General features: G+C 68.5%; 9 protein-coding genes and 3 pseudogenes. 9 read left to right on the top strand and 3 right to left on the bottom strand.

Going from position 1 to position 14541, the window contains the following annotated elements; genetic code table 11:
- Nucleotides 1–87: 87 nt before the first annotated feature.
- The 3 genes and pseudogenes from M4J07_RS16665 to M4J07_RS16655 all read left to right on the top strand — a co-directional run.
- Entirely contained in the window at nucleotides 88–3225 is a 3138-nt protein-coding gene (locus M4J07_RS16665; protein ID WP_255972595.1) for a type 2 lanthipeptide synthetase LanM family protein, read from the top strand.
- On the top strand, nucleotides 3225–5417 hold the full coding sequence (locus tag M4J07_RS16660; RefSeq protein WP_255972593.1) for a peptidase domain-containing ABC transporter: 2193 nt from the start codon (nucleotides 3225–3227) through the stop codon (nucleotides 5415–5417). The genes M4J07_RS16665 and M4J07_RS16660 overlap by 1 nt, the downstream gene beginning before the upstream one ends.
- A 112-nt stretch (nucleotides 5418–5529) precedes the next feature.
- Nucleotides 5530–5843 (top strand): annotated as a pseudogene (locus tag M4J07_RS16655) (SDR family NAD(P)-dependent oxidoreductase); the annotation flags it as partial.
- Nucleotides 5844–5945: 102 nt separating this feature from the next.
- On the opposite strand, the pseudogene M4J07_RS16650 reads toward M4J07_RS16655, so the two are convergent.
- Both M4J07_RS16650 and M4J07_RS16645 read right to left on the bottom strand, forming a co-directional pair.
- Nucleotides 5946–6140 (bottom strand): annotated as a pseudogene (locus M4J07_RS16650) (phosphotyrosine protein phosphatase); the annotation flags it as partial.
- A 249-nt stretch (nucleotides 6141–6389) separates the two neighbouring features.
- Nucleotides 6390–6884 (bottom strand): hypothetical protein, encoded by a 495-nt coding sequence (locus M4J07_RS16645; RefSeq protein ID WP_255972591.1) that lies wholly within the window; start codon nucleotides 6882–6884, stop codon nucleotides 6390–6392.
- A 162-nt stretch (nucleotides 6885–7046) separates the two neighbouring features.
- Between M4J07_RS16645 and M4J07_RS16640 the strand changes: the two are divergent.
- Both M4J07_RS16640 and M4J07_RS16635 read left to right on the top strand, forming a co-directional pair.
- Nucleotides 7047–7279, top strand: a pseudogene (locus M4J07_RS16640) (transposase); the annotation flags it as partial.
- Between the two features lie 2 nt (nucleotides 7280–7281).
- A complete protein-coding gene (locus M4J07_RS16635) occupies nucleotides 7282–7467 on the top strand; it encodes a LysR family transcriptional regulator (RefSeq protein WP_374215049.1) in 186 nt (61 codons plus the stop codon).
- 105 nt (nucleotides 7468–7572) lie between these two features.
- On the opposite strand, the gene M4J07_RS16630 is transcribed toward M4J07_RS16635, so the two are convergent.
- A complete protein-coding gene (locus tag M4J07_RS16630) occupies nucleotides 7573–8643 on the bottom strand; it encodes a polyprenyl synthetase family protein (RefSeq protein WP_255972590.1) in 1071 nt (356 codons plus the stop codon).
- A 287-nt stretch (nucleotides 8644–8930) separates the two neighbouring features.
- Between M4J07_RS16630 and M4J07_RS16625 the strand changes: the two genes are divergently transcribed.
- The 4 genes from M4J07_RS16625 to M4J07_RS16610 all read left to right on the top strand — a co-directional run.
- Nucleotides 8931–10274 (top strand): hypothetical protein, encoded by a 1344-nt coding sequence (locus M4J07_RS16625; RefSeq protein WP_255972588.1) that lies wholly within the window; start codon nucleotides 8931–8933, stop codon nucleotides 10272–10274.
- A 300-nt stretch (nucleotides 10275–10574) separates the two neighbouring features.
- Nucleotides 10575–11042, top strand: a complete 468-nt coding sequence (locus M4J07_RS16620) for a hypothetical protein (RefSeq protein WP_255972587.1) — start codon at nucleotides 10575–10577, stop codon at nucleotides 11040–11042.
- 470 nt (nucleotides 11043–11512) lie between these two features.
- Complete coding sequence (locus M4J07_RS16615; RefSeq protein WP_255972585.1) at nucleotides 11513–12649, top strand: PQQ-dependent sugar dehydrogenase; 1137 nt, start codon at nucleotides 11513–11515, stop codon at nucleotides 12647–12649.
- Between the two features lie 917 nt (nucleotides 12650–13566).
- On the top strand, nucleotides 13567–14541 hold a 975-nt coding region (locus M4J07_RS16610; RefSeq protein WP_374215051.1), incomplete at its 3' end, for a glycoside hydrolase family 5 protein.

The following is a 14541-nucleotide window of genomic DNA, read 5'->3' as shown; positions in this document are numbered from 1 at the left end:
GACATGTCTGTTCGTAACTTCCCCTGGCCCAACGCGGCGTTCCTGCATGAGCGAACTCCGTCGGCAGCTACCGACGGAGCAGCCGAGATGAAGCGGTGGCTCGACGTCTTCGGCTCGGAGGAATCCGTCGCCACGCTGGTGGGGGCACTGGGATTCGGCCTCGACGACTTCCAGGCCCGTCTGGGGCCGGGGGCCGGGTCGATACCTGTGCCGTCCTGGGTGCGGGACCTGAGGCGGCGTACGGAAGCGGGAGAGCCGGACGAGTCGTTGTCCTGTCTCGCCAAAGGCCTCGACACCTCGCTGGTGGCCCCCGCGGCGGCACTGATCCACGGCAGCCAGCGCGAACTCCATCGGCGCTTGTCCGAACTCACCGCAGATTCCCGGATCGCCGGTATCGCCGACGTACTCTGCGCAGCCTGGCCGGAGCAGGACATCAATGCGGCCGTGGTGCGGACCATGGTGCTGGAACTGAACGTCGCCCGGGTCGAAGGACGCCTGCACGGGGACACCCCCGAAGACCGATTCGCCGACTTCGTCCGGCAGCTCGGCGAGGACTCCGCCCAGAGCGAGCTCTGGGCCGAGTACTCCGTTCTCCTCCGTCACCTCGGCGACATCCTCACGGGTTGGGTCGAGTCCCGGGCCGAGTTCGCCGAGCGGCTCCTTGCCGACGTCGACGAGCTCGACACCTGGTGTGACGGAGGGCTCGGCGACCTGGTCGACGTACAGTTCGGAGCTGGTGACACCCACCGTCGCGGCCGCAGTGTCGCCATCGTGACGTTCACGCGCCAGAAGCTCGTCTACAAGCCCCGGTCCCTTGCCTCCGACGTCGCATGGGGAGAGGTCCTGAGCTGGTTCCATGGCCAGGGCCCCGACTACGACCTCGTCGCGCCGAGGACGCTGGCGGGCGAGGACTACGGGTGGTCCGGCTTCGTGGACCATCAGTCCTGCCGGTCGGATGCCGAAGTCCGTGGATTCTTCTGGCGCACCGGCGCGCTGCTTGCCCTGAACTACGCTCTGTGCGGCGTCGACGTCCACCACGAGAACGTCATCGCGCACGGCGCGTACCCGGTGATGGTCGACATGGAGGCGTTGTTCCACGGCGCTCTGCCGACAGCCGGGGGATTCTGGTCCACGCCGGCCGATGACCTCATGGTCGACGGCGTGCTGCGAGTCGGACTGCTGCCCTCCAAACTCATCGTCCGCAACGAGGGAGTCGCCCACGCGGTCGAGACCAGCCCTGTGGGAGTGGAGGGGCAACAGAAGACCCTCATTCCTGTTCCCGTCCCGCAGAAGGCCGGCACCGATGAGATGAGGTTCGTCGAGCAGCACGTGGAGATGCCCGGTGACACCACCAGCAGGGCAGAGCTGAACGGCGAGGTGGTCGATGCCCGCGGATATGCCTCCGAAGTCGAAGCGGGTTTCGTCTGGACCCACCGCGCCATCGCCCAGGACAAGAGCAGTTGGTCGTCCGTACTCGACCGGTTCGCGGATGTCGAGATGAGGCACATCGTCCGCGCCACGGCGTATTACCAGTGCCTTCTGGAGGACAGCAAGCATCCCGACTTCCTGCGCGACGCTCTCGACCGTGACCGGTTCCTCGCCCGCCTGGCACTCACCGCCGACGGCACCCAGTCCTGGGAACAGCTGGTGCCGTCGGAGTTGCGCGACCTGCGCAGGGGTGACGTCCCCTTCTTCTCGTCATTGCCCGGCTCGCGTGATCTGGTGGACAGCGAGGGCATCACCATTTCTGACGTGCTCGACGAGCCTCCCATCGAAGTCGCACGCAGGCGGCTCGCTCGCCTCGACGAGAACGACCTCGATACCCAGGTCATGCTGATCCGCCGGGCGTTCGACTCCCTGGAGCCGGCCTCGACACCACACACCGGCCTCGTCACTCTGGACCTCCCGGACCGGCTCACCGCCCCGGAGGATTCGCTGGCGGCAGCCGTCCAGTTGGCGCACAGCCTCTGTGACGCGGCCATCAAGGACGGAGAGCGACTGGGCTGGATCGGACTCAACTTCATCGACGAGGCGATCTGGCAGGTCGGCCCGACCACGACAGACCTGTACTCCGGCACTCCCGGGATGGGCCTGTTCCTCTCCGCCGCGGCTCGGCTCAGTGGCGATCCCCGCCTGCTCGAGTACGCGGAGCTCACGGCGGGCTCCCTGCACAGGCAGGCAATCGCCTTCGTCGAGCAGATGGAGGACGCACCCGCTCCGCTGCTCCGTGAAGCCCTGACGGAGCACGCCGACGCCGGCGCCTTCGGCGTGACCGGCAGCATGGTCTACTACCTCACCCACGCCGCGGTACTCCACGCACGGGATGACCTCCTCGACGCCGCCGAGCGCACCCTGACCAGCCTCGACCGGCACATCGCCTATGACGTCAGTTACGACATCATCAGTGGCAGCGCGGGAGCGATCCTTGCGGCGCTTGCGCTGCACGCCGTGCGCCCGCAGTCCGCCGCTCTGCGCACCGCCGAACTGGCGGCGGAACGGCTGTTGCGCGCCGCCGGACCCACGGGCGAAGGCATCGGGTGGCAGACCAGGCTCGGCCCCGTGCCCCTCACCGGGATGTCCCACGGCGCCTCCGGCATCGCCTACGCGCTCGCCCGCCTGCACGCCGTGCGGCCGCGGCCCGAGTACCCACAGATCATCGAACAGGTCCTGCGCTACGAGCGGTCCACTCTCGACGCCGGCCTGGGCAATTGGCCCGATCTCCGGTACGAGGAGATGGGCGGAGGCGGCGGCTACGGCATGGCCTGGTGCCACGGAGCCCCCGGCGTCGGCATGAGCCGCCTGGGCATCCTCTGCTCCCTCGGACGGGCCGACGACGCCACGCCTTCGCTCAGGGCCCTGGCCGACGAGGATCTGCGGATCGCGGAACGCACCGCACGAATGGTCCACTTCGGTTCGGACGGGGCGTTCCAGTCCTGCGGGAACAACAGCATCTGCCACGGCGACCTGGGCAACCTGGAATTCCTTCACCTGGCCGCCCGGCACCGCGGGGACGACGACGGCGCACATCGTGTCCAGCGCGGGGTCGCCGCTCTGCTGGAGCTCGGCAAGGACGGCTGGCTCACCGGCCAGCTCACTCCCGAAGCCCTCCCCGGGCTGATGTACGGCAGGGCCGGCGTCGGCTACAACCTGCTGCGGCTGGCCTATCCGGACCAGGTTCCCTCCGTGCTGCTGCTGGATCCGCCGTCGAGGCAGGAAGCCCTCTGATGGGTGACCGTCGGCGGGTGGGGTTCCGTCCCGGCGGAGCCCGCACCCGGGTACCCGTACTCCTGCAGGACAGCATCGCCGAGTGCGGAGCCGCCGCCCTCGCCATGCTCGTCTGCGCGCATGGCCACCATGTGACCGTGCCGGAAGTGCGCGACCGTCTCGGCATCGGTCGCGACGGCTCGAACGCCGCCGCCCTCGCCGCCGTCGCCGAGGAGTACGGCATGACGGTCGAGGCCTACCAGGCGGAGTCATGGGCGCTCAAACAGCTCAGACTCCCCGCCCTGCTGCACTGGAACCTCAACCACTACGTCGTGCTCGAGGAATTCAGCGAGCACCACGCCACGATCGTGGATCCCTCCCAAGGCCGGCAGAAGGTCTCCCGCGAGGAGTTCGACAGCTCCTTCAGCGGCGTGGTGCTCACTCTCACCCCCGGCCCCGAATTCCAGGCCAAGGCCAGACCACGCGGCGAGGTTCTGGGCTTCCTCGCCCAGTACGCCCCGCGACGTCCCTCACTCATCGCCGGCCTACTCGGCGTATCCGCGCTCCTGACCGCCCTGGGGCTGCTCCCCGCGCTGATCACCCAGCACATCCTGGACGACGTGATCGCCGGCAACTCGCCCCGGGCGATGCACACCATCGGGCTGGGCATCGCTGCTCTGGTCGTGGGGCAGGCGCTGATCGGCTTCACCCGGAACCAGCTGCTGCTGCACCTGCGGAACCGGATCGATCACACCCTGATGACGTCCTTCCTGCGGCACCTGTTCCGGCTGCCGTACCCCTACTTCCAGCTCAGGAACAGCGGCGACATCCTCACACGTGTCTCCAGCAGCATGCTGGTGCGCGAGGTACTCACCTCCCACACACTCTCCCTCGTCCTCGACGGCGGTATGGGCCTGCTCTACATCGTCATCCTGTGGCAAGTGGCCCCCGCCATCGCCCTGGTGGTACTCGGGGCGGCCGTCTGCCAGATCGCCGTCGCGCTCGCCTTCACCCCCCGGGTGCGAGACGCCAGCCGCCAGGAGATCGGAGAGATGACACTGGCGCAAGCACAGCTCGTGGAGTCGCTCTCCGGCATCGAGACCCTCAAGGCGGCAGGCGCCGAACGGGTCGCCCTCGACCGCTGGCAGGAGCTGTACGAACGGCAACTCGCCGCGACCCGACGCAAGGGCACCGTGAGCAACACGATGGACGGCGTCATGGACCTGACCAGACTCGGCGCCCCGCTGGCGCTGCTGTGGACCGGCGCGTGGCTGGTGATGGACGGGCACATGTCCATCGGCACGCTGGTCGGCGCCAACACACTGGCCGGCATGGCACTCGGCCCCATCTCCACGCTCTCCCGGACGTACCACGCCCTGCAAGGAGTAGGCGTACACGTACGACGCCTGCGCGACGTGCTCGCCGAACCCCCGGAACAGCCCGAGCCCCGGCCCCGGATCCCCGTCGTCCGCGGCGACATTCGCCTGGAGTCGGTGCGCTACCAGTACCAACCGGACGCACCGCCCGCCGTCGACGCCGTCAACCTGCACGTACCCGCCGGCAGCTCGGTGGCGGTCGTGGGCAGATCCGGGTCGGGCAAGAGCACGCTGGCGCGGCTCATGCTCGGGCTGTACCAGCCGGTGGAAGGCCGCGTGCTCCTCGACGGCGCTCCGATCGACCGGTTCGATGTGGAGTCGGTGCGCTCCCGGTTCGGCGTGGTCGTCCAGGACAACGCGGTGTTCAGCGGCACCATTCTCGACAACATCAGGATCAACCGGCCCGACGTGAGTCCCGACGACGTGGTCGAGGCCGCCGGGATCGCCTGCCTGCAGGCCGATATCGAGCGCATGCCGATGGGATACTTCACCGCCCTCGGAGAGCGGGGCAGCGGCATGTCCGGCGGCCAGCGCCAGCGGATCGGGCTGGCCCGGGCCCTGGTCGGACGGCCGAGTGTCCTGCTGATGGATGAAGCGACCAGCCACCTCGACACGCTCACCGAGGAGACCATCCAGCAGAACCTGCGCGAACTCCGCTGCACCCGCGTGGTGATCGCGCACCGGCTCAGTACCGTGCGTTCCGCAGACCTGATCGTCGTTGTCGATCAGGGCCGGATAGTTGAGCAGGGAACCCATGAGGAGCTCATCGCCGCCGACGGCGCGTACGCGCAGCTGGTGCAGAGCCGGAAGGCGACATCGTCGGTGAGCCTCGACTGAGCTCCGGTGTTCAAGGTTTCGGCGTCCGGACAACGGATCCATCGGAGTCATGGACCGTGCCCCGTACCCTCCCGCGCATCCTCAGAGGCGAATCCCGATGCAGACCTTGGGGGACCGGCAGGCCTTCGAAGAGCTCAAGCCCGGGCATGCTCACGGCCGCATCCTGGATGTGACGGACGACGCCGCTGTGTCGAGGGTGATGGCGGAGGTGGAGCGGAGCGTCGGCCCCTTGGACGTCGTCGTCGCCAACGCCGGCCACGGCCTGGAGGGAACCTTCGCGGAAACCCCGCTGGCCGAGGCGCGGCGGCAGTTCGCGGTCAACGTGTTCGGGGCGGTGGCCACGCTGCAGGCGCCGCTGCCCCACATGCGCCGGCGCCGCCGCGGCCACCTGATGGCGTCGCCTCCATGGGCGGGCTCATGGCCGTCAAGCCTCGGACCTTTACCAGCACGCCAACTGCACTCGGCCTCGCTGCCGTTCCCCGCGACGGCCGCACGATCGGCTCCTGCAGCTGACGCACCGGCGCGCCATCACACCGTGGGCAGGAGATCGGCGAGCAGGCCGCGGATGCGCACCTCGATCTCGTCCCGGATCGGGCGGACCGCCGCGATGCCCTGACCGGCCGGGTCTGCGAGCGTCCAGTCCAGATACCGCCTGCCGGGGAAGACCGGGCAGGCATCCCCGCAGCCCATTGTGATCACCACGTCGGATGCCTGGACCGCCTTCGCGAACTGGCAGGAGCCATTGTCCGGTGCGCAGCAGGACCCCACGGCTGTGACGATCTACTGGCGGGCACGTCCGCCACCCGAGCGCGGGCGCGAACGGCAACTGTCCGATCCAGCAGTTCCGATCGCCCCCCGCGCCCACCTCGGGAGTCGACACTCCTGCGAACGTCCTCGACGCGGTACTGCCGCGTCCTGCTTAAGGAGCGGTGCTGCCCGCTCCCGTTCTGAGGACGCTACCCACATCGGCTCTCAGGCTCGGACGGCGGCGAACTCCCTGCCCGAGACGGCACCTGGACCACTGATCATCATGCGGGCCTCGCGAGCGGCCAGCGTGACGCCGTTCGACGATTCGAACCCGGCCTCCCGGTGGGCGCGCTGATAGCGACTGATCGACGTCCGCATGATGACGCCCGTGCTGAGCCCGAGGAGAACTACGGCAGCGAGCGACCCCAGCGTCAAGAACCCGGTATCGATGCCGGCCCAGGCAGACACGATCCCGGCCACGAGCCCTGCGAGAGCCGTGTAGGCCAGGTAGAGGAGCATCCTGGACCTTCGCTCACCGGAGGTGCTGGCACGCTGCAGCGCCTCCTCCATGGCATCGAGCTGCTCGATCTTCGGCGTCCGCGTCGTCGCAAAATGCTGGAACAGCTGTTCGTGCTCCGCGCTGCCCCGGGACCGCTGTTTGATCACCTTTCCATCTGCGGCGATATGCCACTGGATCTTCCAGGGTTTCTTCTGTTCCACGCTTCACCCCGCCTTGTCAGTAAGCGACGGCCTTCACCTCGCCACGTCGGCGACGATGGTACTTCTTCCTGGCACGCCCCGATCCGCTCTCCGGTCAGGGCCTCCGGGTTCTGTCCGGCGGAGCCTGGTGATGCTCGGCTCGGCGCGACCCGCGCGTCAGTGCTGCCGCGCGACTTCCCACCCTGGCAGTCGGTCTACGGCTGCTCCGCGCACTGGCACAAGGACGGCATCTTCTCCCACCTCGACGGCCTGCTGCGGGAGTTGTGCGGGCGAAAGAGGGCGAGGACCGGCACCCTTCGACCTGCATCGTCGACGCGCAGAGCGTGAAGACCTCCACCTCGGTTCCCGCTGCGAGCCAGGGCATCGACGCGGGCAAGGAGATCGTCGGGCGCAAACTGTGAGTCAGTCCCTTGCCAAGCAGGAGCGACAGATCGGCGCACGCCTGTTCATCCGCAGCAGCCGCCACGTCGAACTGACCCCTGTCGGGGCCCAGCTGCGCGAGAGTTTCGGCGCGGGATACCAGCAGATACGTGGCGGCATCCGGGACTGCGGCGGGTGCTGCCTGAGACGACGAAAGAGGTAGTACCCAGTGCTACTGCGTGGCACGTCGTCAAGGCTCCGGCCATGAGTGCAGTGAGCGGCCGAGGCCGAACCCCCTGTAGGCCCGCCATGGGCGGCGGCCCATGGCTCACATGACTCGCTCGACGCTCCACAGCGGCAGCCGCTCGAAGAAGGTGACCGCCTCTTCTCGCCACCGTGGCCGCCAGCGGGCGGCAACCGCGGACGCCTCCCGGGCGAAGCGGTTCATGTCCGCCTGCATGCTGCCCGGCACGCCCCGGCGCTCGCCGATCTCCCGGACCTTCGCAACGGTCTCCGGGGGGCAGTTCGGGTCGCCGAGCGCGGCCCGCAGCACCCGGCGCTCGGTGTCGTCGGTCGCCGACAGCAGGGCACGTACGGTGTAGCTGTGTCTGCCCTCGCGCAGGTCGGTGCCGATCGGCTTGCCGAGGGCGGTCGCGTCTCCGAACAGGTCCAGGTAGTCGTCGCGCATCTGCCCGCAGATTCCCACCAGCCGCGCGTAGCCACGCAACTCCTTCTCGAAGCACGCCGGTTCCTCGCCCGCGGCCAGGAGGCCGAGTTGCAGGGGTGCGAGGACCGAATAGCGGGCGGACTTGTAGTCGGCCACACAGTGCAGGACCTTCTCGTCGGGTGCGGCGATGAAGTCGCGTTCCAGGTCGATGATCTGGCCCATGAACGTGTCGGTTGCCGCCCGGGTCTGGACGTCCAGCATGGCCTGCCGCACCGCCAGGGGTACCGGAGCCTCCTGGAGCACCCTCAGCGACAGGGCGAGGGCGAGGTCGCCGGCGAGCACCGTCAGCCCCAGGGCCGCCTGCGGGTGATCGGGGAACTGCTCGCGGTAGACGTAGTACGTGGACGGGCCGCCGCGGCGGACGGGGCTGTCGTCGATGAGGTCGTCGTGCACCAGGCCATGGGTCTGCAGCAGTTCGATGCTCAGCGCGGCGGCGTCCAGTCCTGCGACCGGCTCGTCCGTCACCAGCCGCGCCGCCTCGTGCAGCAGGACGACCCGCATCCTCTTCCCGCCCCGCAAGGACAACTCCCGCAGCAGTCGCAGGCAGTCCGGGGTGAACCGGCTGAAGGACGGCGTGTCGAGTCCGGCGCCCAGTCGGTCGAAGTACTCCTCGAAGAGCGAGTCGAACTGGTGCGAGTATCCGGCGACGCGCTCGGGGATCTGCTGGGGCATGACGCGTTCTTCCTGATCGGGGTCTTTCGGGGGCACCTCTGTAGACGTGCGGCGGTCCGGGTTGGTGCCCGGGTCTGCCGTAGCCGTAGCCGTGACCGTGTCGGCAAGGCCACCAAGACGGGGGCTTATTAACAGAGCCTGGTTTCTTGGCTTTTCTTGCCTAATAGTCCGCCGGATTCACCCATCGCGACGCACAATGATCGGCGACGGCGTCATGCGCCGTCTCCACCGGTCGGTCGAGGGGGGCTGCCGGTGCGAACTCACAGGACACAGAGGGGGGTTCTGCCGTGCGCAGATACAGACGCATGCTGGGTGCCACGTTCGCTGCGACACTCGGTTCAGTACTGCTGGCGATACCGGGGGCCACGTCGGCGTACGCGGCGACCGGTGTGTCGTTGCCGCTGTACCAGCTCGCCGACATGAAGGTCGACGGGAGTCATCAGAGGATCTTCCTCAGCATGCCGGCCGGAGCCGACGGCCGAGTGGTGGTGACGGACTACGACGGGAAGAGCGCGTGGCTGGGCGGCCTCCCGGGGGCCGGCGGGCTGGCGCTCTCGCCCGACAACCAGACCCTGTACGTGGCCGCGCGGGACATCGACACCATCGTGGCGTACGACACCGCGACGCTGGCGGAGACCGCGCGGTACCACGTGGGTGACGGCACAGCCCCATGGGGCGTGGCGGTCGCGGGTGGGAAGCTGTGGTTCGGCTACGGCGTCAGTGGGGACCTCGGCTCGATCGACGTGCGCGGCGCCGAGCCGGTCGTCGAACTGGGGCTGGACAGTTCGCTGGACTCTGGGGCGGAGCTCGTCACCTCCCCAGCCGACCCGAACGTGTTGGTGGCCGGCACCGGCGACCCCAACCGCAACACCCTCACGGTGTACGACGTGAGCAGCGGCTCGCCCGTGACGGCCAAGCGGCGGGTGCTGTCCGGGACCGAGATGAACGGTCTGCGGGACATCGACGTGACACCGGACGGCCGTACGATCCTGACCGCTGCCCTCATCTCGCCGGGGTACCGGGCCTTCCGCCTCGACGACCTATCGGACGTGGCGACGCACACGGCGCCCGCCTCGCCCCTGGCCGTCGCCGCCGGACCCGACGGCACGGTGGCGGGGGGCGCCCAGAACACCAGCGCCGACGTACCGGACGTGTCCTTGTACGCTCCGAGTGCCCCGGCTCCGCTGACCACGGTCGAGCTGGGCGCCGCCACGCAGAGCCCGGTGGTCCGGGGCCTGGCCTGGGCGCCGGACGGGAGCCGGCTCTTCGCCGTGACGGGGGAGAGCGGGGTCATGGGGCTCCGCTTCCACTCGCTCCAGGTCAACGCCACGGTGCAGACGGCGCTCACCCTCGACGCGCCGGCGACCAGCAGGAAGGGCCGGACGTTGACCTTCACCGGCACGCTGACCCCCGGAATCGCTCCAGGCACCACAGTCACGGTCACACGCCACGACGCCACCCACCCTGAAGGCGTCTCCCTGGGCGCCGTACCGGTGGCGGCCGACGGCACCTTCACGGCGACCGACGCCCCGGCCAAGCCCGGTGAGGTCCGCTACGTCGTGACGTACGGCGGCGACCACTGGCACGGCGCCTCCTCTGCTGAGGCGACGGTGGAGATCACCCGTAACTGATTCCCGGCCCGGAGTACACGACGAAGGGCCAGTGCAAGGAGGCATGCTCCCTTGCACTGGCCCTTGCACTGGCCCTTGCACTGGCCCTTGCACTGGCCCTTGCACCGGCCCGGGATCCACCGCGCCGTCGCGCGCTGGATCAGGCAGATCCAGCGCCCATCGGGCCTGTCGACGGCCGCCTCGCCGGTGCTGGCCGTGCCGTACACGAGAAGTGGACCCAGCCAACGGCCGGCCTGACACGTGGTCCTACGATCGCGGCACCGCGCCGGAAGGCTTGTGCCCGACGAATTGAGTAAGCCCATGAGCGACGACGTCCTGTCGATCATCCCGACCGATCCCCAGTGGCAGCCCGACCGTGCGGCGGCCGAGCGGGCTGCCGCGCTCGCCGCGGACCTGACTCGCGGCCTGCCCGATGGCGTGGAGGTCGAGATCGACGTCACCTGGCACGACGGCCTGACCCCCGTCGACTGCGGCGACAACCTGGAACGGATCGGCTGCCCGCACTGCGGCACCTCGATCGACACCGAGTGGTACGCCGACCTGCTGGAAGGCCACTGTGAGGACGGCTTCGCCACCTTGGCCGTGGAAGTGCCCTGCTGCGGCGCCACCACATCGCTTGACGTGTTGGACTACGACTGGCCGTGCGGATTCGCCCGCTTCGAGATCGCCATCTGGAACCCCGAACGTGACTGGTTCAGCAATGAGGAACTGGCCGCTGTCGGCGACGCACTCGGGCACCCCGTGAAGCAGATCAGAGCCCACATCTGACGCAGGTCTCAGCAGGAACCAAGTGCAGCCGTCCAGCCCGAGATCATCCATACAGTGCGAGGGCGGCATGTACGAGGTCGGTGATCCGGTTCATACCGCATTGGATCTTGCGGAGGATCCGCCAGCCTGGTCCCGGCCAGTGGCCCGGGATGCCGCACTCTGATCCGCTCCGGTCGAAGGTCCGTTGCTTGTGGACATGGAAGGGATACTTGGCCAGGCGTGGCGGGTCGTCGGCCTGAGCTTCGACCGTGTCCGTCAACCGCTACGGGAAGCCGCGCGGAGCGAGCTGTGTCGCTGGCTGATTCGAGTGCCACGTTCTTGGTCTATACCAGCAACTCGTGTCCCGGTATTCTCAGGCGCGCCAGTGGTACGGCCGTCCCCCACCCAGGTTGCGTGCTGGTGTGCGCCATGCGGATCCTCGTGTCCCGAGCAGCCGGGTGCCCCAGCTCGCCGCCTCTAGGAGGATCACGGTGAAAGTACGCGCGAGAAGCTCGGCCATGATCGTCACCATCTGTCTGCTTGCCTCCCTCGCTCTGACCACCGCGTCCGCGGACGAACCCGCAGAGCGGCAGGAGGTGCCGGAGGTGGTCCTCACGAACGTGGCCACAGCGCAGAATCCGACCGCAGGCGCCGCTGGACCCGGCGGAACGGTCTGGATCGCCGAACGGGCCGGTACAGTCCGGGTGTTGGGCAACCGCGGGCTCGGTGCGCCCGTGCTCGACATCTCCGCCGAGACGACCACCGACGGCGAACGCGGCCTGCTGGGCATCGCGTTCGACAAGAAGTTCGCGCATCTCTACATCTCGTTCACGAACCTCGAAGGAACGAGCACCATCGACGAGTTCGCCGTGCGGCACGGCAAGATCCAGCCCAAGACGCGGCGCACCGTCCTCACACAGACGCAGCCCTACAACAACCACAACGGCGGCGACATCAAGTTCGGCCCCGACGGCTACCTGTACATCGCCCTCGGGGACGGCGGCTCCGGAGGCGATCCGCACGGCAACGGACAGAACCTCGACACCCTGCTGGGCAAACTGCTGCGCATCGACCCCCGTGGCGGCACGCCGTACGCGATCCCGGCGGACAACCCCTTCGTGAATGACGCAGGCGCGAGAGGTGAGATCTGGTCGTACGGCCTGCGCAACCCCTGGAGGTTCTCCTTCGACGCCGACACCGGTGACCTCTTCATCGGAGACGTCGGCCAGAGCGACTGGGAAGAGATCGACCGGGCCCCGGCGAGCAGCAACGGCGGTGAGAACTACGGATGGTCCCAGATGGAGGGCACCCATCCGTTCCGGGGCGGCACGGAGCCGGCGAACCACGTGCCTCCGATCCACGAGTACGACCGCACGGGTCTTGGGTGTTCGGTGACCGGCGGCTACGTCTACCGCGGGGATGCCCTCCCGGAGCTCAAGGGCCAGTACGTGTTCAGCGACTACTGCGACGGCACCGTACGCTCCCTGGAGTTGGACAACGGCAAGGTGACCGCAGTGAACGACCTCGGTGTCAACGGGGGCGAGGTCATTTCGTTCGTACAGGACTGCGACGGCGAACTGTACGTGCTCGGTCTGGGCGGAAGTATTGCGCGGATCGACGCGGCATAGCTGCGCGAAGAGCGGCCGCATCTGTCCCGGCGGGGTCACACACCCGCTGGGACGGGCGCGGCGTGCGCATTCCAGATGTCGGTGTCGGTGTCGGTGTCGGTATGGGTGTCGCGGTGCGGTGCGGTGCGGTGCCTCGTGCGCTCGGGACTACGGGCCGGTCCGACCTTCGGCACAAGCACCGGAAGCCGCCCCGCAATCCTTCGGCCGCGGGTGTCCTGCCACCGGGGCAGCGGTTCGTGAGAAGGACAGACTGGCTTCGTCCACTTCAACCGACCTCGTTTCTCCGTCAGTTCGTCAGCCGTTCGGCGCTCTGTGGCGGAGTGAATGGTCATGGGAAATGACGGCACTGCGTGGGACGGCCGTCTGCAGGGCGCCTGGCCGGCACCGTGACCTGTGCATCCTCGCCGATGCGGGATATCAGGGCCTGGTGGCGCCCAGACCGGTGGCCAGGTGATCACGCCACCGCATCGCAAGTTCAAGAAGACACCCCGATGTGGTGGCACGGCCGCCAACCATGCACGAGGCGCCGGCCGTGCCTGCCCGCACCGTGCCTGGCTGTCACGGAGTCGTCGACCCTGAGCTCGCAGGGATGGGCTGTGGCGTGCCGCTCCCACTCCCGCGCGTGGTGACCGTCAACGTGGTCGGGCGACCTCCGCTGTGCCCGCCCGCGGGCGGCGACGCGCTCCAGCGCGTCCTCGCTCCCATCGCCCTCTTGACGTGTCCCTGCCCTCCCTGGCTATATGGGAGCGCTCCCATATGTTCGTCGCGCCCCACCTCTCTCGCCCCTCACCCCTTCCGGAGCCGCAGTGAGAAGAAGAAGTGCGACCCTCAACAACATCAGCCACCTCAAAAGGCGTCATGGCCTCAAGGGTGTCAACAGCCCGTCCGGTAAAGGCCTGTTGGCGGTCCTGTCCGCAGTGGTCGTCCTCCTCGGCCTGCTTGCCGTGACCCCGCCCGCCTACGCAGCCCACCTCGCCCCGCCCGCCGCCGCCCGCGCCGCCGCGACCGGTCTGCACATCAGCGACGGACGTCTTGTCGAGGGCAACGGCAACGACTTCGTCATGCGCGGTGTCAACCACGCCCACACCTGGTACCCCGGCCAGACCCAGTCGCTGGCCGACATCAAGAAGCTCGGCGCCAACAGCGTGCGCGTCGTCCTGTCCGACGGGTACCGCTGGAGCCGCAACAGCGCCGAGGACGTGGCGGCCGTCGTCGCCGACTGCAAGGCCAACCGCCTGATCTGCGTACTGGAGGTGCACGACACCACCGGCTACGGTGAGGACGCGGCCGCCGGCACCCTCGATCACGCCGCCGACTACTGGATCAGCCTCAAGGACGTCCTGGCCGGCGAAGAGGATTACGTCGTCATCAACATCGGCAACGAACCCTGGGGCAACACCGACCCGGCTGGCTGGACGGCTCCCACCGTCGCCGCCGTCCAGAAACTGCGCGCCGCCGGATTCGCGCACACGATCATGGTGGACGCCCCCAACTGGGGCCAGGACTGGCAGGGCGTCATGAAGGCCAACGCCCAGCAGGTCTACGACGCCGACACCACCGGCAACCTGATCTTCTCGATCCACATGTACAGCGTCTTCGACACGGCGCAGGAGATCACCGACTACCTCGACGCCTTCGTCGACGCGCGACTGCCCATCCTCATAGGCGAGTTCGGCGGACCGGCCGACCAATGGGGCGACCCCGACGAGGACACCATGATGGCCACCGCCGAGCAGCTCGACCTCGGCTATCTCGCCTGGTCCTGGAGTGGAAACACCGACCCGGTTCTCGACCTCGCGATCGGCTTCGACGCGACCAAGCTCAGCTCATGGGGCGAGCGCATCTTCCACGGCGCCGACGGCATCGCCGAGACCTCCCGCGAGGCCACGGTC

It is taken from the genome of Streptomyces longispororuber, from assembly GCF_024448165.1.
GTDB classification, from domain to species: Bacteria; Actinomycetota; Actinomycetes; order Streptomycetales; family Streptomycetaceae; genus Streptomyces; species Streptomyces longispororuber_A.
Note: the sequence above shows the minus strand (reverse complement) of the source record. Positions and strands in the feature narration are given on the sequence as shown.

Excerpts from the sequence above, each read along its gene's own strand:
- M4J07_RS16665 (WP_255972595.1), top strand. The coding sequence starts at position 88 with ATGAAGCGGTGGCTCGACGTCTTCGGCTCGGAGGAATCCGTCGCCACG.
- M4J07_RS16660 (WP_255972593.1), top strand. The coding sequence starts at position 3,225 with ATGGGTGACCGTCGGCGGGTGGGGTTCCGTCCCGGCGGAGCCCGCACC.
- M4J07_RS16630 (WP_255972590.1), bottom strand. The coding sequence starts at position 8,643 with ATGCCCCAGCAGATCCCCGAGCGCGTCGCCGGATACTCGCACCAGTTC.
- M4J07_RS16620 (WP_255972587.1), top strand. The coding sequence starts at position 10,575 with ATGAGCGACGACGTCCTGTCGATCATCCCGACCGATCCCCAGTGGCAG.